Below are 25,903 nucleotides of genomic sequence, written 5' to 3'. Positions count from 1 at the left end.
CTTTCTCTTCGTTCAAGCTCAGTGTCTTTGCTACTTTGGCTTACCCCTTGAAGGGGTTTTCATATTCTTTATTGCTCAATTTATCCGAGATTAAATTCGACTTTTCTTGCTCTCTGATATACTTTTGAATTGTGGCTTCATTGAGTCCAACTGTTGTGACATAGAACCCTTCCGCCCAAAACTTTCTGTTGCCAAATTTATATTTGAGATTGGCATGTCTATCAAAGATCATCAACGAACTTTTATCTTTCAAATATCCCATGAAGCTTGATACGCATATCTTCGGTGGAATACTCACTAACATATGAACATGATCTGGCATAAGGTGCCCTTCGATTATTTCTACACCTTTATATTTACAAAGGCCTCGAAGGATTTCACCTATACTTGAACGAATTTTATTAAAAATTACTTTCCGTCTATATTTCGGCGAAAAGACGATATGGTATTTACACAGCCACTTTGTATGTGCTGAGCTTTGTGCTTTAATGCCCATAAACACCTTTCCTTATTTAAGTTACGAATATTAGCTTGAACATCTATATCGTAACGGAAAGGTGTTTTTCTTGGTATAACCTTTAATACCCACCCGCATAGCGGGTGGTTTTATATTTAAGACGCTGACGCGACTTAAACTGGCTAAAGCCCATAATAAAATAAAGCCTCTAGCAATGTAGAGGCTTTATGTGTTTATCACTAAGGTAGTGTTACATTTGATTAATCAAATTGTTTTCTTGCATTGCGGAATAAACGCATCCAAGGACTGTCTTCCCCCCAGTTATCTGGATGCCAAGAATTACTAACAGTTCTAAACACACGTTCTGGGTGAGGCATCATAATGGTTGAACGACCATCTTTTGTAGTGACAGCGGTGATCCCTTTTACAGAGCCATTAGGATTTAATGGATATTGTTCTGTTGGATTACCGTAGTGATCCACAAAACGTAATCCCACTAAATTTTGAGCTTCTAATTGTGCTAATTGCTCAGCATTACGGAATTCAGCAAAACCTTCACCATGAGAAACAGCAATAGGCATTTGTGAACCCACCATACCTTGTAACAATAATGATGGACTCTCTGTCACTTTCACTAAACTAAAGCGCGCCTCAAAACGCTCAGAGCGGTTGCGAACAAAACGAGGCCATAAATCTGCACCCGGAATAAGCTCTGATAATGTTGACATCATTTGGCAACCATTACAGACACCAAGAGATAAAGTATCTTGGCGTTCAAAGAATTGAGCAAACTCATCCCGTAAACGAGAATTAAATAAAATAGACTTCGCCCAACCTTCGCCAGCACCTAATACGTCACCGTACGAGAATCCACCACAAGCCACCAACACATCAAAATCACTCAGTGAACGTCGGGCGGAATGCAAATCGCTCATATGAACGTCGATAGCATCAAAACCAGCTCTGTCGAAAGCAGCCGCCATTTCAACATGAGAGTTAACACCTTGCTCTCTTAATACTGCAATACGAGGACGACTTCCTGTTGCAATATAAGGAGCTGCAATATCTTCATTTGGATCAAAGGTTAAATTCACATTTAAACCTGGATCTTTGAGATCTTGTTTTGCCTGATGCTCTTCATCTGCACACTCAGGATTATCACGTAAGCGTTGCATTTGCCATGTTGTTTCAGCCCACCAAAGACGTAATGTGCTACGCTTTTCATTGTAAACTTCGGTTTCACGGCTTTGGATAATAATGGCGTCATTTTCTGTTGCTTGGCCTAAATAATGTAAACAATCCGATAAACCATATTCAGCAAATAATGCTTCTACAGCCTCTTGATGTTCAGCACTAATTTGGATTACACCACCTAGTTCTTCGTTAAAGAGTCCCGCTAAAATATCTTCGTCATAAGCGCTGATATCAACGTGTAAGCCACAATGACCTGTAAATGCCATTTCAGCGAGTGTGACAAATAATCCACCATCAGAGCGATCGTGATAGGCCAACAATTTTCCATCATTAACTAATTGTTGCATCACATTGAAGAACTGTTTCAACTGCTCAACATCACGAAGGTCTGCAGCTTTTTGGCCTAATTGACGATAAACTTGTGCTAGTGCCGTTGCACCTAACGCGTTATGACCATTGCCCAAATCAATCAAATACAAGCGGTTTCCTGCTTGTGTTGATAATTCTGGTGTTACTGTTTTACGCACATCTTCAACACGAGAGAATGCCGTAATAACTAAAGACAACGGAGAAGTAACCTCTTTAGTTTTTCCATCTTTATCTTGCCAGCGCGTCTTCATTGACATCGAATCTTTGCCCACAGGAATAGTAATGCCTAACTCTGGACATAACTCTTCACCAATGGCTTTTACTGCGTCATATAAACCTGCATCTTCACCAGGATGACCAGCTGCTGACATCCAGTTAGCGGAAAGCTTAATACGATTAAGTGCTTCTACATCACAACCTGCCATATTCGTTAGTGCTTCACCAACAGCCATACGTGCTGATGCAGCAAAATCTAACAGTGCGATCGGTGCTCGTTCACCAATGGACATCGCTTCGCCATAATAGCTATCTAATGTTGCTGTGGTAACAGCACAGTTAGCAACAGGAATTTGCCAAGGACCAACCATCTGATCACGCGCGACCATACCCGTTACAGTGCGGTCACCAATAGTAATTAAGAAGGTTTTTTCAGCAACGGCAGGTAAATGAAGAACACGATAAACTGCATCTTTTAAATCGATATCTTTACGAGAGAGATATTCGCCTTCTGTTTTCAGTGATTTTACATCACGCAACATTTTAGGTGCTTTACCTAATAATATGTCTAATGGCATATCAATCGGTTTATTATCAAAATGTGTATCGTTTAAGACTAATTCACGCTCTTGCGTTGCTTCACCAATAACGGCATAAGGCGCTCTTTCACGTTGACATAAAGCATCAAATAGAGGCATTTTTTCTGGCGATACCGCTAACACATAACGTTCTTGAGATTCATTACACCAGATTTCAAGTGGGCTCATACCCGGTTCATCATTAAGAACATCACGTAATTCAAAACGACCACCACGACCACCATCATTGACTAATTCAGGCATTGCATTAGAAAGGCCACCAGCACCAACGTCATGAATAAATAAGATCGGGTTATCGTCACCTAATTGCCAACAACGGTCGATAACTTCTTGGCAACGGCGTTCCATTTCTGGGTTATCACGCTGAACAGAGGCAAAATCTAAATCCGCATCTGATTGACCTGATGTCATAGAAGAAGCCACACCACCACCAAGGCCGATGTTCATTGAAGGCCCGCCAAGTACAATCAACTTAGCACCAACTGTGATTTCACCTTTTTGCACGTGATCTTCACGAATATTACCAATACCACCTGCTAGCATAATTGGTTTATGGTAACCGCGAATTTCAACACCATTATGGCTATTAACTTGTTCTTCATAGGTTCTGAAATAGCCTAGTAATGCAGGGCGACCAAACTCATTATTAAATGCAGCACCACCTAATGGGCCTTCAGTCATAATGTCTAATGCATTAACAATGCGCTCTGGCTTACCAAAATCTTCTTCCCAAGGCTGCTCAAATCCGGGAATACGCAGGTTAGAAACTGAAAATCCAACTAGACCTGCTTTAGGTTTTGCACCACGTCCAGTTGCACCTTCATCTCGAATTTCACCACCAGAACCTGTTGCCGCACCTGGCCAAGGTGAAATAGCCGTTGGATGGTTGTGTGTTTCTACTTTCATCAAGATATGTACAGGTTCTTGGTGATAGTGATAATGCCCCTTTTCTGTATCAGGATAAAAACGACCCGCTACAGAGCCTTCCATTACTGCTGCATTATCTTTATAAGCTGACATGACATAGTCTGGTGTTTGCTCAAATGTATTTTTAATCATTTTGAATAATGATTTATCTTGAGCCTTACCATCAATAATCCAATCAGCATTAAATATTTTGTGGCGACAGTGTTCAGAGTTAGCTTGTGCAAACATGTAAAGCTCAACATCTGTTGGATTACGGTGTAAGCGGTTAAACGCATCGACTAAGTAATCAACCTCATCGTCTGCAAGTGCTAACCCCATTTCGATATTCGCTTTTGCTAATGCATCTTTGCCTTTTGCAAGCACATCAATAGTTTTTAGTGGCGCTGGAGTTTGCTCAGCAAAAAGTGCATTTACATCTTGATAATTTAAGAAGATGGTTTCCATCATTCGATCATGAATAAAACCATAAAGTTGTTGCCATTGAGTGTCTGTCATCGTACCGCATTCAATAAAGTAGGCGATACCACGTTCAATTCTAACCACCTTGGCTAAACCACAGTTATGTGCAATATCTGTTGCTTTAGAAGACCAAGGTGAAATTGTTCCTGGGCGAGGCGTAACAACTCGCATTTCCCCAACAGGCTCATGTTCTGTTAATGAAGGCCCATAATGCAATAGTTGACGTAATTTAATTTGATCATCTTCAGATAACTGCCCTTCCACTTTCGCGAAATGGACAAATTCCGCGTATATACCTTGTACAGGAAGATCATTTTCCTGACATAGAGTGAGTAATTTATTAATACGAAACGCGGATAAAGCGGGGGAGCCACGCAGGATTTCCATAGTATTGAGTTCTCTCTTTTAGCAGCTAACCTGATCAATCATTCAGGGGAAACGCGCCTAGTATAATAGAATAACTGCTCAGACGAAACCGTTTGCGTGAACAAAATAACGGCATTTGACTTAGAGTGTTTTAATGATTAATTGGTGTAATCAAGTTGCGTCTTGCCAATATGTTAAGCAAAATGCTCGATTACTGGAAATTTATCCATGTTAAAATGACTGTTTTACACACAACAATAAACAACGTTAACGAGAACCAACCTATTGAATAATATAAGGATAAACTATTTCGTTATCGTTATCATAGCGCTCTTTTCAGCGGCTATTATCGCGTTGAATATTACATGGCCGGATAGGCAAAAAGCGCAGATAAATAAGATTTTATCTCGTGGTGAGTTAAGAATTAGTACGATACCTTCACCATTGATAACGATGAACGATAAAAAGGACCCCGTAGGTTTCGATTATGAATTAGTGAAGCGCTTTGCAGATTACCTAGGCGTGAAACTTGTCGTTAATATGCGGACAAATATCAACCAAATGTTTGATGATCTGGAGAATAATAAAGCTGACTTTATCGCCGCCGGATTACTTTACAATAAAGAAAGATTAGAAACGACACGCAGTGGCCCTGCTTACTTTTCAGTTTCTCAACAGCTTATTTACCGTAAAGGGACATTAAGACCACGTAGCTTTGATGCGTTAGATGGGCGCCTTGTTGTCACTGCTGGCTCTGCTCATGCAAGTTTATTGCGAACATTAAAAGAAACGCAATATCCCGAGCTTGAATGGGAAGAATCAGATAATCAGACAACCTCACAACTGCTAGAAGCATTATCGGAAGGCAAAATAACCTATGTATTAGCAGACTCAATCAGTGTTGCTGTACAACAGCGCATTCATCCTAATGTTGCCGTAGGATTTGAAGTCACTGAAAGCCGTCCATTAACATGGTATCTGCCAGATGGTGAAGATAATAGCTTATATGCAGCGATGCTCGATTACTTTAATCAATTATCTCAAGAAGATGTATTAGCAAGACTTGAAGAAAAGTATTTTGGCCATGTTGGTTCGTTTGATTACTTCGATACTATCTCTTTTATTACAGCGATAGATTCTATTTTGCCAAATTATCAGCCTCTTTTTGAAAAGTATGCAGATACCTTCGATTGGCGCTTATTGGCAGCGATGGCATGGCAAGAATCACATTGGGATCCTCATGCTACATCACCAACTGGTGTTAGAGGATTGATGATGTTGACTCGCCCTACTGCATCAAGTATGGGCGTTACTGATAGGCTTGATCCTGAAGAGAGTGTTCGAGGAGGAGCGCAATACCTTAAACATCTTCTTTCGCGCTTACCCGATTCTATTCCTGAAGATGAAAGAATTTGGTTTGCATTAGCGGCATATAATATGGGATTTGGTCATATGCTTGATGCCAGAAGGCTTACTGAGCAACAAAATGCCGATCCTGACAGTTGGTTAGATGTAAAATCAAGATTACCTCTACTTAGCCAAAAGAAATATTATGCTGACCTCCCTTACGGCTATGCCAGAGGCCATGAGGCTTATCGCTACGTTGAAAACATTCGACGATATCAGCTCAGCCTTGTCGGTTACCTTCAAGCTAAAGAGAGCAAAAACAAAATATTATCTAAAGATAAAGAGAGTGATAACGATGAAGAACAAGAAAGATCATCATTGTCATTAACTCAAGATATGGCTTATCAATAATTTTTGTAATTAAAAACAGTCTATTAAACAACCTAGCCTCTTTTACAGAGGCTTATTTATTTTCTTTCTACTATTCAAAAAAATCGCTCCAACCATTAAAGCAACCCCCAAATTAATATTTTCTTAATATTAAAAATTGTTACATTTTTTCATCCTACTTTTTATCCAAAATAGGAAAAACACATGTGTTAAAAAATGTAACACTCATTAGCTAAAACACTCAGCTAATGAGTAAATTGTATTTAAAACGATCCAACTAGTCATTTTAAGACTATCAGAATAAGTGAAATATAAGAAAAAATTAACTTAAATACGTAGGAATTATCTCATTAGTTATTATTCATTTTATGATTATAATTTTTGGAGAAACTTTTTTTGCAATAAGAATTAACCTAAATAGGTCTTTGTTAACATCTAACTTATTGAATTATATATATTATGATAATCTATAATTGATTTTATTAATTTTCTTAACCTAATGTTAATAACATTACTTTTTGTAAAGTTAAAGTAATGTTAATTATATTGTCTATTAAATTTATCTGCCTGATAAACTTTTTCACCCATAAATTGAGTAATAAAAAGAATAAATCTACATAAAACTCTATTAATATGGAATAGGCAAGATTAAATATGAAAATTGAGGAAATCAACAAAATGTTATATCAAATAGAGCGCCTTTGTTGATATCATATAAACCAGTCATTATTCGAAACAACTCGAAATATAATGCAAATCAATTTTTATATTCCGACATTAATATTATTTTTCTATAAATAATAATACGCACGATCTTCAAGGGATTATCTATAATGAAACTGAGTAAAATTGCTTTAGCTGCTGCTTTAGTATTTGGTATTAATTCTGTTGCAACTGCTGAAACTTCTGCACCAAAAGTTGGCGCAACTAAAGGCGAAATTCAATTAAAAGGTGAAATTGTTAATTCAGCTTGTGGATTAGCAGCTTCTTCAAGTCCTGTTATTGTTGATTTCAGTGAAATCCCAACTTCTGCATTAGCAAATATGCAGAAAGCAGGTAACGTTAAAAAAGATATCGAATTACAAGATTGTGATACTACCGTAGCAAAAACAGCTACTGTTAGCTATACACCAAGCGTTGTTAATGCAACAAATAAAGACTTAGCATCTTTCGTATCTGGCTCTGCTTCTGGCGCAGGTATTGGCTTAATGGATGCAGGCAGCAAGTCAGTAAAATGGAACACAGCAACAACACCTGTACAATTAGTTAATGGTGTTTCTAAGATCCCATTCGTTGCTTATGTTCAAGCTGAATCAGCAGACGCTACTGTAACTCCAGGTGAATTCCAAGCCGTCATCAACTTCCAAGTTGATTATCAGTAATCGTTTTATTTATTTAAATTAATTAAATAATAGATTAATTACTGCATTAACGCAGAGGACTTCCTCTGCGTTAAATTTGATAAAACACTTCAATTTAATAAGAATAAAATAAAAACTAATTAAATAAATATTCATTATTTAATTAGTTTTTATTTAATTAATAATTAGGCGTTTATTCATGTTAATTTCTTTTTTTCACAGCACAATATGGAAAAACATTTGTGCCATTTTGCTATTGTGCTTAGCGTTTTTCGCTCAAGCCGAGCAAGATGATTCTGTGGAATTTAACATTCATATGCTAGATGCCGAAGACAGAGATAATGTCGATTTATCTCGTTTTGCAACCTCTAATTACATTATTCCGGGTATGTACTACTTAGATATCCGTATAAATGACCGTGACTTTCCTCGCCAAAACATTAATTATATTGAAGTTAAACCCAATTACTCCATTGCCTGTATTGACCCTACTCTTCTAAAAAAGTTAACAGTTAACGAAGAAAATCAAAAATTTATCGAAGAAATCTCGCCAGATTGTTTCGATATTAGTCAATTACCGGGTATCTCCATCAAAAATGATGGCGGTATTCTTGATATTGTTATGCCTCGTTCATTAATGAAATATGAAGATACCGATTGGACACCCCCTGAATTGTGGGATCCAGGTGTATCTGGGTTATTAGTTGACTATACCTTAACGGGTACATCAACTCGTCCGAATAAAGGCAATAATAACAACTCATTAACAGGTTATGGACAGGCTGGAATTAACTTTGGTGAATGGCGACTACGTGCTGAATATCAAGGAAACTATTCATCTGAATATTCATCAAATAATAGCTTTGATTGGAATCAGATTTACGCCTATAAACCATTACCTAACCAAGCAGCAAAACTAACGCTGGGTGAAACTTATTTAAACTCTCAAGTTTTTGATAGTTTCCGTTTTACCGGTGCCAATATACAAAGTGATGAAAGAATGTTGCCACCTTCTTTACAAGGTTATGCACCTGAAATCCACGGCATCGCAAACACCAATGCTAAAGTGACAGTAACGCAAAATGGCCGCTTAATTTATGAAACCACAGTACCTGCGGGCCCTTTTGCTATTAAACATTTACAAGACACAGTACAAGGTCAATTAAATGTTAGAGTCGAAGAGCAAAACGGTAAGGTAAACGAATTCCAAGTACAGACCGCCAATCTACCTTATATGACGCGTCCTGGCTCTGTGCGTTATAACACATCAATGGGTCAGTCATCGCTCAATAACCATAAAATGCAAGGCCCTATTTTTTATCAAGGTGATTTTTCATGGGGTATGAACAACACATGGTCGCTGTATGGCGGGGTTTTGTTGACGGCTAAAGATTACAATGCTTGGTCATTAGGATTAGGTCACGATATGGGTCGTTTAGGTACACTCTCAGGTGATATTACTCAGTCTTATAGCAAAACTTATGATAATGAGAATATCAACGGGATGTCATTCAAACTGAACTACGCTAAAACATTCGATGAATACCATAGTACGATTACTTTTGCAGGTTACCGATTTTCAGAGAAAACATTCCGATCTTTCTCTCAATATATAGATGAGCGTTATAACGATATTAATAACAATGGTTATGAAAAAGAGATGTATACCATTACAGGTAACAAAACTTTTTGGGCTGATGATATTGAAAAATCGACAACACTTTACCTCTCTTATCGACACCAAAACTATTGGGATAAAAATACACAAGAGCAATATGGTGTTACTGTAAGCCGGAATTTTTCTATTATGGGTATAGAACAGATTAATACTAACTTATCTGCATTCCGTACTCAGCATAAGGGAAATACTGATGATAGTATTTCTTTCAATATTTCAGTTCCGTTAGGAAGCGGTAAAAGCATTGGTTATAGCTTACAAGATAGTAACGGTAAAGTTAACCAAATGGCCTCTTATTCTGATAATAGCAATTATAATAATCTTTGGCGTGTCCGTGCAGGTTTAAGCTCAGACAATAAAGCCAATACTGATGGTTATTATCAACATCGTTCGCAATATGCAGAAATTAACGCCAATGCAAGCTATCAACAAGATAATTACATTGCAGTGGGAGCAACAGTTAAAGGCGGATTTACTGCAACGCGCCATGGTGCTGCATTACATAGTAGTAGCATGACATCAAGTACTGCCCGCATGATGGTTGATACAGGCGGAGTTTCAGGCGTACCATTTAATAATCAAAGTACGACTACAAATCTATTTGGTATAGGGGTATTAACTGACTTAACTAGTTATAACAATGTTGATGCTCGTATTGATGTTGATAAAATGGATTCAGATATTGAAACACACAAAGCCATTACTTCTGCAACATTAACTGAAGGCGCGATTGGATACTATAAATTCCCTGTTCGCCAAGGTGAGCGCCTAATGGCTATCTTACAAACTACCGATCAAAAATACCCGCCATTTGGTGCCGAAGTCACCAATAAAAACGGTGAAAATATGGGAATGGTGATGGAAGATGGTTTAGTTTATATCGCCGGTGTTAACCTTAATGAATCCTTAAACGTGATTTGGGGTGGTAAAACCCAGTGTACGATTACAATTCCAGCGGCAATTAACGATCCACTAAAACGTGAGTTGTTATTATGTCAGGGATTTTAATGAACAAAATGAATTACTAGAGATAATTGTATGAACTCATTCAACACACTCAAAACGCTTTTTTGTGGCTCATTAATTGCACTCAGCATAGTGAGTACAACTCAAGCGGGCGTGTCATTAGATAGAACTCGTATTGTATTAACAGGCAACGAGAATTCAGCTAGCGTAAATCTAAAAAATACTAGCCCTGACATTCCTTTTTTAGCTCAATCATGGGTTGAAAATGAACACGGTCAAAAAATTGCCTCTCCTTTAGTGGCATTGCCACCTTTACAGCGTCTTGATGGTGATCAAAAAGGGGTTGTTAGAATAACCAAAACAGCAGAAGTTGGACTTTTACCACAAGACAGAGAATCACTGTTCTATTTAAATGTGCGTGAAATCCCACCAGCACCAAAACAAGCTAACGTGCTACAAATGGCAATGCAGTCTCGCATTAAATTATTCTACCGCCCAACTGCCATTATTCCTGAAAAACCGGGCATGATTTGGCAAGACCAGTTGGTATTTAAAAAACAAGGTAATCAATTTATTGCCGAAAATCCTACACCTTACTACATCACTATTATTGGTCTTTCCAATAAATTGAATGGTGAAGATAGCGATAAGTTAACCACATTCCCCGGATTAATGGTTGCACCTAAATCATCACTGGAAATTCCAGTTAAAACCAATGGCGTCAATCAATTTTACATGATGTATGTAAATGACTACGGTGGACATCCAGAATTAAAATTTGTTTGCCAACAAAATAGCTGTACAGCGGCACCAAAAGAACAACAACCCAAATACTAATTAACTTGACGCCGGTAGGAATAAAATGAAATTAACGACAGCAAATTTTTATTTCAATACGCTAAGATTACTTTTTACTGGCGCAATGTTATGTACTCCAATTGTTGCTTCCGCATACATTCATGGTGAGGTTCGTACCGTTGGTGGCCCTAATATCTTTAGAGTTGAGTTAAATAACGCAACATTTCCTAATAACAGACCAGGTGAAACTGCCAGAGTAAATTTCTCTTTACCTGATAGATATTTAGCGACAGTTTATTGCCCTAAAGATCCCTTAGTTCCTAATTCTCGCACTTATTATATGGCGAATTCTGACCTACGCTATTTAGGCAATAATTACTATGAACTTAATGAATACGTTGATGTTCAGATCAAGTTTTCTATTTGGGGTCCTGAATCACTTCCTACTGTTCCTTTTATTGAAAAACCTAACAATCGAAATGGGCAACAAGGTTGTCGCGTTCCTGAATCACCAAAACCCAACATGTCATCAGGAAGTAGCGGTGTATTAGTATTTCGTCTAAAAAAACCGATTATTAATGGAGTTTCATTAACAGGGCAAGCTGTAGCTCAAATGTATGCCCGTGTGGGCAATGGCTTATATCGAGAGTATGGCCCGGAACCAATTTCAAAATTAGTGATTAGCTCTGGAATACTAACCACTGAAGATAAATGCACATTTAATAATGGCTCTCCAATTACCTTTGATTTTGGCAATGTCGGTAATACTTCTGACTATTTGAATGGTCAAAACTACAAGATCACTCGCAATATTCCAATAAAATGTGAAGGTGGTAGTTTTACTAATCCTAACAGTCGAATTATGTTTAAAATTCAAACAGGAAGCTCAGGTGTTGCTAGCTTTAACCCTAATTATCTTGGTACAACAGGACCTGTAGATAGAACAAATCTAGGTATTGTTTTAAGAGACAAATCAGGAACGATTGTGCCACCTAATCAATATTTCTCTGTTGGGAAGCTGAATAATTTTAAAGGTAATTGGGAAGTTACTGCTGCTCCTATTGCAAAGGCAGGAAGCAAAATTACAGAAGGTGAGTTTTCAGCACATGCCACATTAGTTGCGGAGTTTATGTAATGAAAAACTCAATAATAAAATCGGCTATTTCTCTTTTATTATTACTTTCACCTTCTGCCTTTGCTGTGACAGAGCTTATTGGCGGTGATATGGAATTTAAAGGTGTTGTGGTTGCGCATGGTTGTACCATTGTTGCTGGTGATGAAAATAAAGTAATCGATTTTAAACAGATATCTGCCAAAGATCTCTATACCTTTCAAAAAAGTGAACCCGTTGCTTTTAGTATTAGTTTAGAAAATTGCAGTCAGGACATTTATAGAAGCGTCACGATTACGCTAGATGGAAAAGAACATCCTACAATGCCCAATCATCTTGCTGTTGTCGGCACAGGATCTGAAGATCCTAAAAGTATCGGGATTGTATTTACAGATGTTCAACACAATGTTATTCAATTAAAAAAACCGAGCTCAACTCGACTTCTTAATAATAAACGTATTCAATTTAATTTTATGACGTATGTTGAGGCATCGCCCTCTGCACTAAAAAATCAAACTTTACTAACAGGCCCTTTCCAAGCCCAAGCAACGTATACCCTTAATTATCAGTAAATATTATTCTTTTATTGCTGTTTCAGTATTGATTATGGCTGGACTGTTTTTTTGCTTTTTAAGCTGTTTCTTTTCAGCCCTTCTCATTTTAAAAAACTGACTTAAAAGCTGCGAACATTCTTCACCTAATACACCTGAAGTTATCTCAACTTTATGGTTCATCCCGGGATGCTGCAAGATATCAATAAATGAACCAGCCGCACCTGTTTTTAAATCTGAGGCACCATAAACCACGCGTTTTACCCGACTATGAACAATCGCTCCCGCACACATCACACAAGGCTCAAGAGTAATATAAAGAGTTGCATCGAGTAGGCGATAATTTTGTAAATGCTTTCCCCCTTTGCGTAACGCCATAATCTCAGCGTGTGCAGTGGGATCGTTATCGATAATTGAATGATTCCATCCTTTAGCAATGATTTTATTATCAACGACTAATACTGCGCCCACTGGTATTTCACCGATTTCTTGTGCTTTTTGCGCTTGCTCAATCGCTTTATGCATCCAATAAATATCATCTTTAACTTTATTCACAAGGATATCTCTTCATTATCATATAGCGGGATATTGTACCCTGTTTTCTATTGATAACTAAAGAGATTGTCTTGAATTGTTTATGACAAAGATAGCAAGATGAAACTTTAGTTTACGCGAGCTTCTGTGGCTAATTTGACAGCTAAAGTGCCTAAGATTGTCGCCATAAACCAACGTTGAACCAATGCCCAACGAGGCCTTTGCATAAAGAACCCAGCAATAGAGCCCGCGGCAATAACAATCAATGCATTTACTGCAATGCTAATAATAATTTGAATACTACCTAGCACTAATGATTGATTTAAAACACTGCCATTTTGAAGGCTAATAAATTGAGGTAACAGTGATAAGTACATTAATGCAATTTTAGGATTTAGCAGATTAGTGATAAAGCCCATTACAAAGAGCTTTGTTGTATTACCTGAAAGTAATTTTTGGGGATGAAAGATAGAGCGTCCACCGGGTTTAATAGATTGCCAAGCAATATAAAAAAGATAAATAGCACCACAAATTTTTAATGTATCGTAAGCATAAGGCACAGCCATAAAAATAGCTGTAATACCAAATGCAGCTAATAACATATAAAAAATATAGCCAACAGCCACACCAATTAATGAAATAAATCCAGCTTTTTTCCCTTGAGAGATTGAGCGTGAAATCAGATAAATCATATTAGGGCCTGGAGTTAGTACCAAACCCAAGGACAAAAGCGCAAATGTCCACATATTGAACAATGTTGGCATAGCATACCCCTTATTTATTGCATTATTTAACATCAATAACAGAGTGTTAGATGTGCGGGATACCACAAAAAATACTATTTCCTTCATGTAGAAAAAAAAGAAAGATGCTCCTATTTATTGTTTTATTGAAAAAATTAGGTCACAAAAAACTCTCATTGTGTATATGTGTGTGAAATGATTTTAGGTTAGGAGGTTATATGAGATCAGCTGACCTGATAAAGGAGTTCATAGCCGCAAATTATGAGTTAAAACGGCATAATGGAGGAAGCCATCAGATCTAGTGGTCTCCAATAACAGAAAAAACATTTCCTGTTTCTCATCCCAAAAAAGACTTACCGATTGGCACTGTTAAATCCATAAAAAATCGGCGGGGATATAATCCCCCGCCACGAACTTATTTCCAATTAACTTTATTCCACCTTTGCTTAGAGGCAAAGGCGGCATTTTTTTATTCACCTAAAAAATGTTAATTTTCACTCTTTCAAAACCATATATTTAGAATACTCAGTGTATATGATAATCTCCCTTTCTCTATTGATATGTTTTGAGATTTTTTTGACGTAATAACCCAATTTTTATGCATATGCTTGTATATTTATTTTATATAAACACTTTATTCTCTTTAAAAGTGACCTATGTATTATAGAAAGCAAGCAAAAGACCAAGAGTAACATATAAGTGCAAGATATAAGTTACTGAAATTTAATAATTTATATGTTAAGTGACTGATATGGCTTTACTAATTACGAAGAAATGCATCAATTGCGATATGTGTGAACCAGAGTGTCCAAATGATGCGATTTCAATGGGGGATGAAATTTATGAAATTAATCCTGATCTTTGCACTGAATGTGTAGGACATTACGATAAACCAACTTGCCAATCGGTTTGTCCGATTACTAACACGATCATCACTGATCCTGCTCATACTGAATCTCAAGATGAATTATGGGAAAAATTTGTGTTGATCCACCACGCAGATAAGATCTAAACCTTAATCGATGGATTTTGTGGGTGATAAATCTAAGAGAGCTATTTTTCTAAAATAACTGTCGCACAAGCATAACGCTGTTCATCAGCAAGTGTTACGTGAATAGAGTTTATCCCCGCTTTCTCTGCCATCTCTTTTGCAACCGCTAAAAAATGCAATGTGGGTTTGCCTAACTCATCATTACGCACTTCAAAATGGTTGAAAGCTAATCCTAAACGAATACCTGTTCCTAATGCTTTTGCCGCTGCCTCTTTTACTGCAAATCGCTTAGCTAAAAAACGTATTGGCTGTTTATGGGATTGATAAATTTCCCATTCAGTATCAGTAAGAATACGACGAGCAAGGCGTTCACCAGAACGCCCTATAATCTCTTCGATACGTGATATCTCGACAATATCCATACCTAAACCAACAATAGCCATTAGCGACGCGCTTCTCGCATTAAGCGTTTCATTTCTTCAACCGCTGGCGCTAACCCACTAAATACTGCTCTACCAATAATAGCGTGACCAATATTCAGTTCATACAGTTCAGGTAATGCAGCAATACGTTGCACGTTGTGATAGTGCAGACCATGTCCTGCATTCACTTTTAAACCTTTAGATGCGGCATAAGTAACTGCATCACGAATACGGACAAACTCTTTTTCTTGAGCCATTTCATCTTCAGCATCAGCATAAGCGCCAGTGTGGATCTCAATAAAAGGCGCACCAACACGGTCGGCTGCGTTAATTTGCTCATGGTCAGGATCAATAAATAGAGAAACTTTGATATCTGCTAAAGATAAGCGTTTAATTGCCTCAGCAACTTTATCTTCATTGCCAACAACATCTAAACCACCTTCTGTTGTCACTTCTTGGCGTTTTTCAGGTACCAAACAGCAAAAATCAGGCTGAGTTTGACAAGCAATCTCGATCATCTCTTCAGTGACTGCCATTTCCAGATTTAATCTTGTCTGAACCGTTTGGCTTATCAGCATTAAATCACGATCAGTGATATGACGTCTATCTTCACGTAAATGGATAGTAATACCATCAGCACCAGCTTGTTCTGCAATAAAAGCCGCTTGAACAGGATCGGGATAAGTTGTGCCACGGGCATTACGAAGGGTGGCGATATGGTCAATATTAACGCCAAGTAGAATATCAGACATGCTCTTCTCCTGAAAAATAACGTTGCATTACCTTAGTTTACACATTCCATAGAGAAGAAAAAGACAATATTACTGTTCTGCCATCAATGCTCTTTTCTTTGGGGCTTTTTTAATGGCAAATTGTCTAAAAAGTTCTCTACTTTTTAATGGTTTTCCGCCTAAATAGGGCTTCAATGCCATTCGAGTAAACCTTTTCGCCGCTTTTAATGTTTCAACAGTAGGAAATTCGCGACTGGCTAAGGATTTTAATTCAAATCCAGTAAAACTATTATGATCAACCACTAAACTCGCAATAAAGCCTTTTTCTTCTCGATAACGATAAGTCATCGAATCTGAAACTGGCTCTCCACTTCCCGCACAATGCAAAAAATCTAAACCATAGCCAAGTTGTGTTAATAACGCGAGTTCAAAGCGTCTCAGTGCAGCTTCAGGTGTAGTATCGCTAGCAGCAAGAATTTGCAAACAGGAAAGGTATTCAAAAAAAAGTACACTATAAGACGTACCATTTTCTAAAACGCGAGATAATAACTCATTGAGATACAAGCCACTGTATAGTACAGAGCCTGTCAGAGGTAATGCTAAAGAGATAGGTTCAGCATCACGAAGTGTTTTTATTTCTCCTCGCCCACTCCAACGAATGAGCAAAGGAGTAAAAGGTTGAAGTGCCCCTTTTAAGGGTGAACGACGGCCTCGCGCACCTTTCGACAATATGCGTACTCGCCCTTCATTTTCAGTGAAAAAATCGAGTAACAAACTCGTTTCACTGTAAGGTCGAGCATGGATAACAAATGCACGTTGCCAGCCATCCACCTCAGTTACCTACTTTAAATCGTCCACATAGCCAAGGCTACGTAAAGCACGTTCATCATCAGCCCAACCAGCTTTGACTTTCACCCAAAGTTCTAAGTGAACTTTGTTTTCAAATAAGTCTTCCATGTCCATACGGGCTTCAGTACCAATTTTCTTGATTTTCACACCTTTATTACCAATAACCATTTTCTTCTGGCCTTCACGCTCAACCAGAATTAATCCGTGGATATCATAACCACCACGCTCATTGGTAACGAATTGTTCGATTTCAACCGTGACAGAATAAGGTAATTCTTCACCTAAAAAGCGCATCAGTTTCTCACGAATAATTTCTGACGCCATAAAACGCTGAGAGCGATCAGTAATATAATCTTCAGGGAAATGATGAGTCGCTTCTGGTAAACATTTACGTACGATTTTCGCGATCGTATCGATATTCATGTCTTTTTCAGCACTGATTGGTACAACATCAAGAAAATCCATTTGTTGACTTAAAAAGCCAATGTGTGGAAGTAACTTGGTTTTGTCAATCACGTTATCCACTTTATTAATTGCTAATAAAACAGGGCAACGTAATGATTTTAATTTATTTAATACCATTTCATCGTCAGGCGTCCAGTTGGTGCCTTCAACAACGAAAATAACCAATTCAACATCACCAATTGAACTGCTTGCTGCACGGTTCATCAGTCTGTTGATGGCTCGCTTCTCTTCAATATGTAAGCCCGGTGTATCCACATAAATCGCTTGGTAAGCACCGTCTGTATCAATACCCATGATACGGTGACGCGTAGTTTGCGGTTTACGTGATGTAATAGAAACTTTCTGCCCCAGTAATTGGTTCAGCAGTGTTGATTTTCCCACATTTGGGCGACCGACTATCGCAATAAATCCGCAATAGGTTTGTTCTTCGCTCATTCAAGCTCCAGTTGTATTAATGCCTGTTCAGCAGCGGCCTGTTCAGCTTTACGACGGCTTGTACCCATCCCTTTGACAGGTTGTTCGATACCGCTTATCTGACAATGGATCGTAAACTCTTGATCATGGGCTTCGCCACGAACCTGTACCACAATATAAGAAGGTAATGGTAAATGACGGCCTTGCAGATACTCTTGCAAACGAGTTTTAGGATCTTTTTGCTTATCGCCCGGACTGATTTCAGCCAAACGATTTTCATACCAATTTAAAATAATTTTTTCGATATTTTGAATATCACTATCGAGGAAAATGGCACCAATTAAAGCTTCCACCGTATCCGCTAAAATTGATTCACGACGAAAACCGCCACTTTTTAACTCCCCTGGGCCTAAACGTAGACATTCGCCTAGTTCAAATTCACGCGCTAACTCAGCGAGTGTATTCCCACGAACAAGCGTTGCTCTCATTCGGCTCATATCACCTTCATCAACACGAGGAAAGCGATGATAAAGTGCATTAGCAATCACATAGCTTAGAATTGAATCACCTAAAAATTCTAAACGTTCATTATGTTTACTGCTGGCACTACGATGCGTTAAAGCCTGCAGTAATAATTCATTTTGCGTAAAAGTATAGCCCAGTTTCTTTTGTAACTGGTTTACTAATAAAGTATTCATGTGCGATCAATTTCCATAACTTAATTTGAAGCACACGCAACAAATCTGTTTAAGACAACGAGAAATTATCGAGTTGGATAACAGAACTGTTGCGTTTGCACTGACCCCTGCCAATAACAAGGGCCAATCATATTTAAAGAAGCGACATATTCTACACTTAGATAAGAAAGAATGCTGTCGCTATTTTGTTAATTATTACTTAATGCCACCGATACGGCTAAAACGAACGCCTGTTGGCCATTCATTCTCTACTTTTTCAAAGCTCATCCAGATTGTTGTCGCTTTACCGACTAAGTTTTTCTCTGGAACAAAGCCCCAGAATCGACTATCAGAGCTACCGTCTCGATTATCACCCATCATAAAGTAATGACCTTCAGGAACAATCCACGTACCGACAGGTAATCCGGGTTGAATAAACTCTGGCATCGTCATATCACCGGGTATTGTCATAATACGGTGAGAGACTTTATCAATAGTTTCTACCCTTTCTTCTTCACGTAATTGAGTTGCTGTTGAAATAGGCTCTTCAATTGGAATAGATTTCATACCATTAATACGCTGACCGCCCGGTACATTTTGTAATAACAACGTCCATTCACTTGGGTAAGCAGTACCGTAAGTTACTGAAATATCTTCATTGCAAATGGCTTTATCACAATTTGGATAGATATGAAGTTTTTTCGACATCATATCATAAACAATTTTATCGCCCGGTAATCCAATAACACGTTTAATAAAATCAGTAGAAGGATCACGAGGATATTTAAATACTGCAATATCACCTCGTTTTGGCTTCCCTGTATTAATTAACGTTGTCTGTGTAATTGGATCTTTTAATCCATAAGCAAATTTTTCAACCAAGATAAAATCGCCAACCAATAAGGTTGGCATCATGGAGCGAGAAGGTATTTGAAACGGCTCATACACAAATGAACGCAGAACCAAAACAATAATCAAGACTGGGAATAAAGAGCCTAATGTCTCCGCCCAGCTTGGCTTATTAATTGATTTTGCTAACTCTTGCTGATCCTCGGTCCCTTGCGTCATCTCTTGAAGACGCTTTAGTTTTGCTTTTCGGGCAGGCTTGAGCTTAAAGCGCTCAATTCCCCAAAAAACTCCCGTTATTAGCGTTGCCAGCGTTAGGATCAAGGCAAACGTGTTAGCCATGTTTTCTCCTTAAATTATTTATCTTTACCAACATGAAGGATGGCTAAAAACGCTTCTTGTGGTAGCTCTACGTTACCAATTTGCTTCATACGTTTTTTACCATCTTTCTGTTTCTGTAACAGTTTCTTCTTACGGCTAACGTCACCGCCATAACATTTGGCTAATACGTTTTTACGTAACTGTTTAACAGTTGAACGAGCAATAATGTGGTTACCAATTGCCGCTTGGATGGCGATATCAAACTGTTGACGTGGAATAAATTCTTTCATTTTTTCCACCAACTCACGACCACGATAAGGTGCATTATCGTTATGTGTAATCAATGCTAAAGCATCAACGCGCTCACCATTAATCAAGACATCTACACGTACCATGTTAGAGCCTTGGAAGCGGATAAAGTTATAGTCTAAAGAAGCATAACCACGTGATGTTGATTTTAGACGGTCAAAGAAATCTAATACCACTTCAGCCATCGGAATTTCATAAGTTAATGAAACCTGATTACCATGATAGACCATATTGGTTTGAACGCCGCGTTTTTCGATACATAAAGTAATTACATTACCTAAGTATTCTTGCGGTAATAGCATATGACACTCAGCAATAGGCTCTCTGATTTCTTCAATATTATTCAGTGGTGGTAATTTAGACGGGCTATCCACTAATACAATATCACCGTTAGTCATTTCAACTTCATAAACTACGGTTGGGGCCGTTGTAATCAGGTCAAGGTCATATTCACGTTCTAAACGTTCTTGAATGATCTCCATGTGCAGAAGACCCAAGAAACCGCAACGGAAACCAAAACCTAATGCAGATGAACTCTCTGGTTCATAGAATAATGAAGCATCGTTTAAGCTCAATTTACCTAATGCATCACGGAATGATTCATAGTCGTCAGAACTAATTGGGAATAAACCGGCATAAACCTGTGGCTTAACTTTTTTAAAGCCAGGTAATGGTTTATCTGCTGGTTTTTGGGATGCTGTTAAAGTATCCCCAACAGGTGCACCTAAAATATCTTTAATACCACAAACAACCCAACCAACTTCGCCACAATTTAATGATGTTGTATCAATTTGTTTGGGTGTAAAAATACCAATACGGTCAATATTATAAACTTGTCCCGTACTCATTACCTTGATTTTATCGCCTTTACTTACTTTACCGTTTTTAACACGAATAAGTGAAACAACACCCAAGTAATTATCAAACCAAGAGTCAATAATCAGTGCTTGTAATGGTGCCTCAGGATCGCCTTCAGGCGCTGGGATTTCTTTAACAAGACGCTCGATAACTTCTTTAACACCAATACCTGTTTTTGCAGAGCAACGCACTGCATCTGTGGCATCGATCCCCACAATGTCTTCAATCTCTTCAGCAACACGCTCAGGCTCTGCTGCTGGTAAATCTATTTTATTTAAAACAGGAACGACGGTGAGATCCATATCCATCGCTGTATAGCAGTTAGCTAATGTTTGCGCTTCAACCCCTTGCCCGGCATCTACGACCAATAAGGCGCCTTCACACGCTGCGAGTGAACGAGATACTTCATAAGAGAAGTCAACGTGTCCTGGGGTATCGATAAAGTTAAGCTGATAAACTTCACCGTCATCAGCGGTGTAATTTAAGGTTACGCTTTGCGCTTTGATTGTAATACCACGTTCACGCTCAAGATCCATAGAATCAAGAACCTGCGCAGCCATTTCACGATCTGTTAAGCCACCACAAATTTGAATAATTCGATCAGATAACGTCGATTTACCGTGGTCAATATGTGCGATAATGGAAAAGTTACGTATGTTTTTCATTCTGAAATTATTTTTCTCTATTGCTTTGCTCTATAAATCTGGCTTTGGAGTCATTCATGGACACAAAGCGAAAACTCTATATTGCAGGAGTTATGATTGATGACGCATTCTACACATTAGAGACATTATACTCAAAGAAACGTTCATCAAACACAAACATTTATGCTAAGACTTGCATTTATTTGTAATTTTTTGCGAGTATTTTCTAGATAAAGAAATGCGTTAATTTAAGATGAGTATTATTACAAAAGCGGCATGATAAAAATAATGGGGCAAATGCCCCATCTCTTTAATCTGCTCATTATTCTTGAAATTGAACTTTAAGTTCATGAGGTGGAAGCCCTATTTGCAATATAACAGGCTCAAAACCTTCGTCTTTACTCCACCAAGTCGCCACTTTTTTTGCAAATAAGAAACCAAGGATACCACCTACAAGCCCACTGCAAAAAATAGCAAACTCACTAGAAAACCAAAGGCTCGCAATGCCTGCGACAATAAATAGACCAATAAGTGGCGTTAAATACACAAGCATTGCAGAAAGAAGTAGATTATTTTCAGGAATACCCACTTCCACTTTTTGCCCCTCGACTAAAGTTTGTGCAACAGGAAGTTCAAGTTGATGAACTGTCTCTGGCCCTATTTTATTTAATAAATAAGAGCCGCAGGCAGCACGAGCTTGGCAACTACCACAGCCAGAAGAAGAGCCGTAGCGTAATAACGCACGTCCTTCATGCCAATGTATAACTGTTGCCCACTCTTTAACCATAACTTATACCCTTTTACTTTTTCGTAAATACAACACTATTAACTATTGCTTGTGCTGTAGGAAACGGTAACTGACCAATAAAGGTAATTTCATTACCTTCTTTGTCATAGGTATAAATTGTATTACGACCATACCTTAACATTTTATCGCGTTCGGGCGAATTAACCTGTTGACCACTTTTATTAACATAAATAGAGAAGTCAAATAAGCCATCGCTAAATAAAATCGACTGACTAAACTCAGTTTCAGAGATCTGATGGTTACTGCGTTTTACCTCTTTAAAACCTTCAGGTAATTGACTAACCGACCAGTTATAAACCAATGGCTTAACTTTTGGCACAAGTAATAAAGGAGGCATATTGACAGTACGTAATGAATTAAGCTCAGTTCCGACTTCACTTCCTTCATTAACCGTGATCACTCGAAATTGTTCAATGATGTCATTATTCTTATCTAACAAATCGACTCTTAAAGGCAGATATCTTTCCTCATCAATAAACAAGACATAATCGTAGCGGTCATTGTTTTTCGATAGCACACGAACAACTCGGCTTGGAATATCACCAATATGCGTTCTACCTGCATCAATAAAATTATAATAACCCGATAATTCATTGAAATCTTGGTAAATGATAGAAGGGATATAATCAACAATATGATCATTTCTTAAGCTGAAGGCATCTAAACCGGGTTCAAAATAGCTGATTTCATCGCCACGTTGAACAATTTCACGGCGAGTACTATCCATTTGCATTAATTGTGCAAGTGGTTTGCCATCAATCAGAGTATGACGGTAGCGAATAGGAACAATACCTTGAGAATTGATATTGATAAAAGATAATTCATAGGTAGAGCTTTGACTTGTCTGACCCATCTTTTGCAACAAAGCCTCGACACTACCTGTTTGAGGTTGTGCCAAGGCTTGTATCGGCATTGACAGGCTGCCCACCAGCAATAAGGTGGATAACCATGATTTTTTCATTACGACTGTTTCATTCCCACTCGTTATTTATACATTCACATCTATTATTACTGTGCTACTACAGGTTGAGTTTCACCTTGAGCGCTGATTGGCGCTTCATTTTGTGGTGCATTATAGATACGACGATCTAACTCATACTGTTGCAGCATTAATCCAAGGCGCTGATTACGCTCTTGTAAACGTGTTTGCTGGTCTTTACCTAAAGTATCGTTTTGAAGATTTAAACTTACAGGCGAACCTGAACCCATAATAGGTTGAGTATTAAATACAGGTGTATCTACTTGAAAATCTTCAGAACCACTTTTTCCATTATATTGCTGAACACCAACAATAACAGCTAATGAAACACAAGCCGCGACACCGATTTGAGTTAACTGACTTGCCCAAGGACGTAACGTTTGTAAGAAAGAGTGCTTACGCCATTGTGATGGCGCAGGTTGCTGCTCTCGTTGTTGTTCAGGACTTATGCGAACAGGTTCATTCTCTAAAGCGAGCGCAACGCGACTTGCGATATCGAAGTGGACTACTTCACCTACATCACCACGCATTGTGTCACGAATTAAATGGTAGCGTTGCCATGTCTCTTTCATAGAGTCATCACGAGCGATTGTACCCATTAATTCTTTATCAAGAACTTCGCCATCCATAAATGCAGAAAGTTTTTCTTTTTGCATATAAAAGTACCTTTCAGTCAATGATGGTTCACCCACAATTAAAACTCTTGTATTAATGGTTGAACCTTATTATCAATAGCTTCTCGCGCCCTAAAAATACGTGAACGTACTGTTCCGACAGGGCAATCCATAATGACCGCTATCTCTTCATAGCTTAGTCCGTCAAGTTCCCGAAGTGTAATAGCAACCCTTAAATCTTCAGGTAATGACTCTATGGTGTGAAAAACCACTCTCCGTAATTCTTCAGACAACATTAAATTCTCAGGGTTCGAAATTTCTTTTAGTGCATTTGGTGATTCGAAGTTTTCAACATCACTCGCATCTAAATCATTCGAAGGCGGACGTCGCCCCTGTGCAACCAGATAATTTTTTGCTGTATTCACAGCAATGCGATAAAGCCATGTATAAAAAGCACTATCTCCACGGAAAGAACCGATGGCACGATAAGCTTTAATAAAGGCTTCTTGCGAAACATCTGGCACATCGCCCTGTGGTACATAACGGGAAATCAGGCTTGCTACCTTGTGTTGATAGCGGATAACCAGCAAATTAAAGGCTTTCTGGTCACCATTTTGTACCTTTTCAACCAACATTTGGTCCGTTAACTGCTCGCTCATTAGAGATGGACTCTCCCGAAGTCAAGCTTCGCACTATTTTTAAATGACTCCGTCATATTTACTCTCGTTATTCCTTCTCGTTTTATGAGCTACAAGACTTGGAGTGCAAAAATAGTATGAAGTTCAATTCAATCATTATTTTAAGAGATGAATCACAAAAAAATCATCATGGTGATCACCCAACCAAAATGCAATTTGCCAATAAAAAAACGATAACACAATGATATTATTTAAATATATACGATTACTTACAACAATATATATTATCTTAAACAATGTATTATTAAATATAGATTTAATAATATAAATAAAAGTCAGTCACCCAAGAGCGAAACTTATCAGTATAATGCCCTTCATTATTACGAATAATAAGTTCATCTATACTACATTCAACACTGCTTTGATTTTGTCTTTGAAATGCTAACAAAATTCGATGATAAGGTTTATCTGCACTATCTTTAATATTAACGCGTTTTGCAATATTCCACTCCTTTTTTTCTGCAATTTCAATAAATTGCTCACCAATAGAGTAAGGTAATACCACACAGAACAAACCATCTTCGGTGATAAGTGATTGCGCACTATCCAGCAAGCCCTCATGCGTTAAGGTTTTGGTATAACGTGCTTGCTCACGAACATCATTACGACAAGCAATTGCTGGTTCAAAATAAGGAGGATTACTTACAATCAAATCATACTTATTTTGCGCTTGTTCAGCATAATGATAGATATCATCATGATGGATATGAATAAGTGAGCGCCATTGTGACTCTTGAGCATTTTCCGTAGCTTGTGATGCAGCCTTTTCATCAAGTTCAATACCATCTAGGTGCTCAATTTGATTCGCTCGCTGAGCCAGCATTAATGCAATTAATCCACTCCCTGTACCAATATCAAGCGCTCTTTTTACATTATCAATAGGCGCCCAAGCCCCTAATAAAACACCATCTGTACCCACTTTCATTTCACACTTATCATGAGCTACAAAAAATTGTTTAAATGTAAAACCACCTTTACGTAATCCCGCTTTTTTCACTTTCTTTTGATTCATCTATTGGCTCTATTGATTCGTATTACTATCTCTTTTTTTATTGCTTATCATTCATGTCATTGGAAAAGAGATATATGGTATGATAACGCTTCTGCAACCCCTATCTTAACATTAAACTATTTGTATACGATGCACGCTTATTTAGATTAAGCCTAAAAACACCAAATACCTTCGTCTATCGGTAATATATAATGTGATA

Annotated in this window: 23 protein-coding genes and 1 pseudogene; 8 read left to right on the top strand and 16 right to left on the bottom strand. The window is 38.0% G+C overall.

Annotated elements, in window-relative coordinates:
• Nucleotides 1-40: 40 nt before the first annotated feature.
• A complete protein-coding gene (tnpA, locus tag GWJ01_RS10085) occupies nucleotides 41-496 on the bottom strand; it encodes an IS200/IS605 family transposase (protein ID WP_161710588.1) in 456 nt (151 codons plus the stop codon).
• 221 nt (nucleotides 497-717) lie between these two features.
• On the bottom strand, nucleotides 718-4,608 hold the full coding sequence (purL, locus tag GWJ01_RS10080; protein ID WP_161711053.1) for a phosphoribosylformylglycinamidine synthase: 3,891 nt from the start codon (nucleotides 4,606-4,608) through the stop codon (nucleotides 718-720).
• 264 nt (nucleotides 4,609-4,872) lie between these two features.
• Between purL and mltF the strand changes: the two genes are divergently transcribed.
• The 6 genes from mltF to GWJ01_RS10050 all read left to right on the top strand — a co-directional run bounded on the left by mltF (nucleotide 4,873) and on the right by GWJ01_RS10050 (nucleotide 12,810).
• Nucleotides 4,873-6,345 carry a membrane-bound lytic murein transglycosylase MltF gene (gene mltF / locus GWJ01_RS10075; RefSeq protein WP_075670448.1) on the top strand — a complete coding sequence of 491 codons (1,473 nt, stop codon included), beginning with the start codon at nucleotides 4,873-4,875 and terminating at the stop codon, nucleotides 6,343-6,345.
• Nucleotides 6,346-7,157: 812 nt separating this feature from the next.
• Nucleotides 7,158-7,706 carry a fimbrial protein gene (locus GWJ01_RS10070; RefSeq protein WP_109370973.1) on the top strand — a complete coding sequence of 183 codons (549 nt, stop codon included), beginning with the start codon at nucleotides 7,158-7,160 and terminating at the stop codon, nucleotides 7,704-7,706.
• Between the two features lie 178 nt (nucleotides 7,707-7,884).
• The gene (locus GWJ01_RS10065) at nucleotides 7,885-10,371 is read left to right on the top strand and encodes a fimbria/pilus outer membrane usher protein (RefSeq protein ID WP_109401887.1); all 2,487 of its coding nucleotides are present in this window, start codon (nucleotides 7,885-7,887) and stop codon (nucleotides 10,369-10,371) included.
• A gap of 30 nt (nucleotides 10,372-10,401) precedes the next feature.
• Nucleotides 10,402-11,166 carry a fimbrial biogenesis chaperone gene (locus GWJ01_RS10060; protein WP_109392980.1) on the top strand — a complete coding sequence of 255 codons (765 nt, stop codon included), beginning with the start codon at nucleotides 10,402-10,404 and terminating at the stop codon, nucleotides 11,164-11,166.
• A 25-nt stretch (nucleotides 11,167-11,191) separates the two neighbouring features.
• On the top strand, nucleotides 11,192-12,262 hold the full coding sequence (locus GWJ01_RS10055; protein WP_109392979.1) for a fimbrial protein: 1,071 nt from the start codon (nucleotides 11,192-11,194) through the stop codon (nucleotides 12,260-12,262).
• On the top strand, nucleotides 12,262-12,810 hold the full coding sequence (locus GWJ01_RS10050) for a fimbrial protein (protein ID WP_109392978.1): 549 nt from the start codon (nucleotides 12,262-12,264) through the stop codon (nucleotides 12,808-12,810). Before GWJ01_RS10055 ends, GWJ01_RS10050 begins: the two co-directional genes overlap by 1 nt.
• A 3-nt stretch (nucleotides 12,811-12,813) precedes the next feature.
• Here GWJ01_RS10050 and tadA read toward each other — a convergent pair whose 3' ends face one another.
• Together tadA and GWJ01_RS10040 are read right to left on the bottom strand one after the other, a co-directional pair.
• Nucleotides 12,814-13,344 carry a tRNA adenosine(34) deaminase TadA gene (tadA, locus tag GWJ01_RS10045; RefSeq protein WP_109392977.1) on the bottom strand — a complete coding sequence of 177 codons (531 nt, stop codon included), beginning with the start codon at nucleotides 13,342-13,344 and terminating at the stop codon, nucleotides 12,814-12,816.
• Between the two features lie 107 nt (nucleotides 13,345-13,451).
• Nucleotides 13,452-14,087, bottom strand: coding sequence for a LysE family translocator (locus GWJ01_RS10040; protein ID WP_161711052.1), 636 nt, complete (start codon nucleotides 14,085-14,087; stop codon nucleotides 13,452-13,454).
• A 197-nt stretch (nucleotides 14,088-14,284) separates the two neighbouring features.
• Here GWJ01_RS10040 and GWJ01_RS10035 point away from each other — a divergent pair.
• Together GWJ01_RS10035 and GWJ01_RS10030 are read left to right on the top strand one after the other, a co-directional pair.
• Nucleotides 14,285-14,461 (top strand): annotated as a pseudogene (locus tag GWJ01_RS10035) (type II toxin-antitoxin system HicA family toxin); the annotation flags it as partial.
• Nucleotides 14,462-14,817: 356 nt separating this feature from the next.
• Complete coding sequence (locus tag GWJ01_RS10030; RefSeq protein ID WP_075673672.1) at nucleotides 14,818-15,078, top strand: YfhL family 4Fe-4S dicluster ferredoxin; 261 nt, start codon at nucleotides 14,818-14,820, stop codon at nucleotides 15,076-15,078.
• Between the two features lie 41 nt (nucleotides 15,079-15,119).
• Here the strand turns inward: GWJ01_RS10030 and acpS are convergent, their stop codons facing one another.
• From acpS to trmN, 12 genes are all read right to left on the bottom strand, one after another.
• Nucleotides 15,120-15,500 (bottom strand): holo-ACP synthase, encoded by a 381-nt coding sequence (acpS, locus tag GWJ01_RS10025; RefSeq protein ID WP_098942282.1) that lies wholly within the window; start codon nucleotides 15,498-15,500, stop codon nucleotides 15,120-15,122.
• A complete protein-coding gene (pdxJ, locus tag GWJ01_RS10020) occupies nucleotides 15,500-16,231 on the bottom strand; it encodes a pyridoxine 5'-phosphate synthase (protein ID WP_109401889.1) in 732 nt (243 codons plus the stop codon). Before pdxJ ends, acpS begins: the two co-directional genes overlap by 1 nt.
• Before the next feature lie 69 nt (nucleotides 16,232-16,300).
• Nucleotides 16,301-17,041 carry a DNA repair protein RecO gene (recO, locus tag GWJ01_RS10015; protein ID WP_109392974.1) on the bottom strand — a complete coding sequence of 247 codons (741 nt, stop codon included), beginning with the start codon at nucleotides 17,039-17,041 and terminating at the stop codon, nucleotides 16,301-16,303.
• 9 nt (nucleotides 17,042-17,050) lie between these two features.
• Complete coding sequence (gene era / locus GWJ01_RS10010) at nucleotides 17,051-17,959, bottom strand: GTPase Era (RefSeq protein WP_109392973.1); 909 nt, start codon at nucleotides 17,957-17,959, stop codon at nucleotides 17,051-17,053.
• Nucleotides 17,956-18,636 (bottom strand): ribonuclease III, encoded by a 681-nt coding sequence (gene rnc / locus GWJ01_RS10005; protein ID WP_069367822.1) that lies wholly within the window; start codon nucleotides 18,634-18,636, stop codon nucleotides 17,956-17,958. Before rnc ends, era begins: the two co-directional genes overlap by 4 nt.
• A gap of 195 nt (nucleotides 18,637-18,831) precedes the next feature.
• On the bottom strand, nucleotides 18,832-19,803 hold the full coding sequence (lepB, locus tag GWJ01_RS10000) for a signal peptidase I (RefSeq protein WP_109392972.1): 972 nt from the start codon (nucleotides 19,801-19,803) through the stop codon (nucleotides 18,832-18,834).
• 14 nt (nucleotides 19,804-19,817) lie between these two features.
• Entirely contained in the window at nucleotides 19,818-21,614 is a 1,797-nt protein-coding gene (lepA, locus tag GWJ01_RS09995; RefSeq protein ID WP_075673666.1) for a translation elongation factor 4, read from the bottom strand.
• 301 nt (nucleotides 21,615-21,915) lie between these two features.
• A complete protein-coding gene (gene rseC / locus GWJ01_RS09990; protein ID WP_099659371.1) occupies nucleotides 21,916-22,380 on the bottom strand; it encodes a SoxR-reducing system protein RseC in 465 nt (154 codons plus the stop codon).
• 13 nt (nucleotides 22,381-22,393) lie between these two features.
• Nucleotides 22,394-23,362, bottom strand: a complete 969-nt coding sequence (rseB, locus tag GWJ01_RS09985; RefSeq protein WP_109401890.1) for a sigma-E factor regulatory protein RseB — start codon at nucleotides 23,360-23,362, stop codon at nucleotides 22,394-22,396.
• A gap of 47 nt (nucleotides 23,363-23,409) precedes the next feature.
• Nucleotides 23,410-24,036 carry an anti-sigma-E factor RseA gene (gene rseA, locus GWJ01_RS09980; protein WP_202611181.1) on the bottom strand — a complete coding sequence of 209 codons (627 nt, stop codon included), beginning with the start codon at nucleotides 24,034-24,036 and terminating at the stop codon, nucleotides 23,410-23,412.
• Between the two features lie 38 nt (nucleotides 24,037-24,074).
• Nucleotides 24,075-24,653: an RNA polymerase sigma factor RpoE gene (gene rpoE, locus GWJ01_RS09975; protein ID WP_006533574.1), complete on the bottom strand. Its 579-nt coding sequence runs from the start codon at nucleotides 24,651-24,653 to the stop codon at nucleotides 24,075-24,077.
• Between the two features lie 295 nt (nucleotides 24,654-24,948).
• Nucleotides 24,949-25,704, bottom strand: coding sequence for a tRNA(1)(Val) (adenine(37)-N(6))-methyltransferase TrmN (gene trmN / locus GWJ01_RS09970; RefSeq protein WP_109392967.1), 756 nt, complete (start codon nucleotides 25,702-25,704; stop codon nucleotides 24,949-24,951).
• Nucleotides 25,705-25,903: the final 199 nt, after the last annotated feature.

The sequence above is a fragment of the Proteus sp. G2618 genome (assembly GCF_009915995.1).
In the GTDB taxonomy this organism is placed as follows: Bacteria; Pseudomonadota; Gammaproteobacteria; order Enterobacterales; family Enterobacteriaceae; genus Proteus; species Proteus terrae.
The sequence above is the reverse complement of the archived record's forward strand: the minus strand, read 5'-3'. Positions and strand labels throughout refer to the sequence as shown.

What these genes read in the sequence shown, in the direction of transcription:
- GWJ01_RS10050 (WP_109392978.1), top strand. Translation starts at nt 12,262, where the DNA reads ATGAAAAACTCAATAATAAAATCGGCTATTTCTCTTTTATTATTACTT.
- GWJ01_RS10040 (WP_161711052.1), bottom strand. Translation starts at nt 14,087, where the DNA reads ATGCCAACATTGTTCAATATGTGGACATTTGCGCTTTTGTCCTTGGGT.
- lepA (WP_075673666.1), bottom strand. Translation starts at nt 21,614, where the DNA reads ATGAAAAACATACGTAACTTTTCCATTATCGCACATATTGACCACGGT.
- rnc (WP_069367822.1), bottom strand. Translation starts at nt 18,636, where the DNA reads ATGAATACTTTATTAGTAAACCAGTTACAAAAGAAACTGGGCTATACT.
- pdxJ (WP_109401889.1), bottom strand. Translation starts at nt 16,231, where the DNA reads ATGTCTGATATTCTACTTGGCGTTAATATTGACCATATCGCCACCCTT.
- purL (WP_161711053.1), bottom strand. Translation starts at nt 4,608, where the DNA reads ATGGAAATCCTGCGTGGCTCCCCCGCTTTATCCGCGTTTCGTATTAAT.
- GWJ01_RS10070 (WP_109370973.1), top strand. Translation starts at nt 7,158, where the DNA reads ATGAAACTGAGTAAAATTGCTTTAGCTGCTGCTTTAGTATTTGGTATT.
- acpS (WP_098942282.1), bottom strand. Translation starts at nt 15,500, where the DNA reads ATGGCTATTGTTGGTTTAGGTATGGATATTGTCGAGATATCACGTATC.
- lepB (WP_109392972.1), bottom strand. Translation starts at nt 19,803, where the DNA reads ATGGCTAACACGTTTGCCTTGATCCTAACGCTGGCAACGCTAATAACG.
- GWJ01_RS10065 (WP_109401887.1), top strand. Translation starts at nt 7,885, where the DNA reads ATGTTAATTTCTTTTTTTCACAGCACAATATGGAAAAACATTTGTGCC.
- rseA (WP_202611181.1), bottom strand. Translation starts at nt 24,036, where the DNA reads ATGCAAAAAGAAAAACTTTCTGCATTTATGGATGGCGAAGTTCTTGAT.
- trmN (WP_109392967.1), bottom strand. Translation starts at nt 25,704, where the DNA reads ATGAATCAAAAGAAAGTGAAAAAAGCGGGATTACGTAAAGGTGGTTTT.
- GWJ01_RS10030 (WP_075673672.1), top strand. Translation starts at nt 14,818, where the DNA reads ATGGCTTTACTAATTACGAAGAAATGCATCAATTGCGATATGTGTGAA.
- tnpA (WP_161710588.1), bottom strand. Translation starts at nt 496, where the DNA reads ATGGGCATTAAAGCACAAAGCTCAGCACATACAAAGTGGCTGTGTAAA.
- rseB (WP_109401890.1), bottom strand. Translation starts at nt 23,362, where the DNA reads ATGAAAAAATCATGGTTATCCACCTTATTGCTGGTGGGCAGCCTGTCA.
- GWJ01_RS10055 (WP_109392979.1), top strand. Translation starts at nt 11,192, where the DNA reads ATGAAATTAACGACAGCAAATTTTTATTTCAATACGCTAAGATTACTT.
- era (WP_109392973.1), bottom strand. Translation starts at nt 17,959, where the DNA reads ATGAGCGAAGAACAAACCTATTGCGGATTTATTGCGATAGTCGGTCGC.
- rseC (WP_099659371.1), bottom strand. Translation starts at nt 22,380, where the DNA reads ATGGTTAAAGAGTGGGCAACAGTTATACATTGGCATGAAGGACGTGCG.
- rpoE (WP_006533574.1), bottom strand. Translation starts at nt 24,653, where the DNA reads ATGAGCGAGCAGTTAACGGACCAAATGTTGGTTGAAAAGGTACAAAAT.
- GWJ01_RS10060 (WP_109392980.1), top strand. Translation starts at nt 10,402, where the DNA reads ATGAACTCATTCAACACACTCAAAACGCTTTTTTGTGGCTCATTAATT.